Annotated in this window: 1 protein-coding gene; it reads left to right on the plus strand. The window is 37.4% G+C overall.

Features of this window, described 5'->3' with window-relative positions; translation table 11 throughout:
• Positions 1-54: 54 nt before the first annotated feature.
• A partial coding sequence (locus tag AC1DG9_RS27255; RefSeq protein ID WP_477635716.1) for a GAF domain-containing sensor histidine kinase occupies positions 55-1,097 on the plus strand: 1,043 nt, incomplete at its 3' end.

Consider the following 1,097-nt stretch of genomic DNA (forward strand, 5'->3'; position numbering starts at 1 on the left):
GAATTGTATTATATTGCACTGACAGCCAATTTATGAATTCCAATTTAGTCTCAAATGGCCATAGAATTAAGTCAAAGTAAATTCTCAATTGAGGAAGAGCGAATAAAAGCCTTACACCGCTATGAAATTCTGGATACTCCACCTGATGGTTCTTTTGATAAGCTAACAAGATTAGCTGCAAAACTATTTAATGTGCCGGTAGCTATTATTAGTATTGTTGATAAAGATAGAATCTGGTTCAAATCAAAATATGGTATAGATATTAAGGAGGTAAGCCGCGAAGTTGGTCTTTGTGCAAATGCAGTGCTTTCTGAAGGTTTATACACAATAGAAGATACTTCGATGACTCTGGGCAACCTTGACGTGAGGTTTTATGCAGCACTTCCACTAAAAACGACAGATAATTATAACCTTGGTGCTTTTTGCATTATTGATAGTGAACCAAGAAAATTTGGCCCTGAAGAAGAATCAATTTTAAGTGATTTAAGGGATCTTGTTATGGATCAGATTGAGGTTAAGCTTGCATCAAGGCTTGCAGCAATACAACATAATCAAATCTTAAATACTACCGCACATGATTTGAAAAACCCGCTAACTACTATACCTGTGCGGGCAGATCTAATAAAACTAAAAAAGGGTGATCCGGAAATGGTAGACAAGATGTGCGAACAGATAAAAACTGCCAGCTTAAATATGGTTCGTATTATTGATGAATTGCTGCTTTCCGGTACTGCAGAGGCAGGTAAAGTGCAGTTGCTACTGATTAAACTGAATTTATCTTCTCTGGTTAGCAATGTGGTTTCTATGAATCTCCCGCTTGCAGAAAGAAAGGATCAGACCTTAAATTTTATCGCTCAGGACGATGTAATATTGTTAGGCGATGAGGGTAAATTGTCGGAAATACTGGATAATCTGATTAATAATGCAATCAAGTATTCCCCGGCAAATACAAATATAGAAGTGCGTGTTAAGAAATTACCAGATAAGGTTCGTATAGAGGTAAAGGATGAGGGACAGGGGCTTACAGATGATGACAAAAATAGGTTGTATCAACGTTTTACCAGGTTAAGTGCACAACCTACGGGTGGCGAAAACTC

The sequence above is a fragment of the Pedobacter sp. 05L430 genome, from assembly GCF_056397585.1.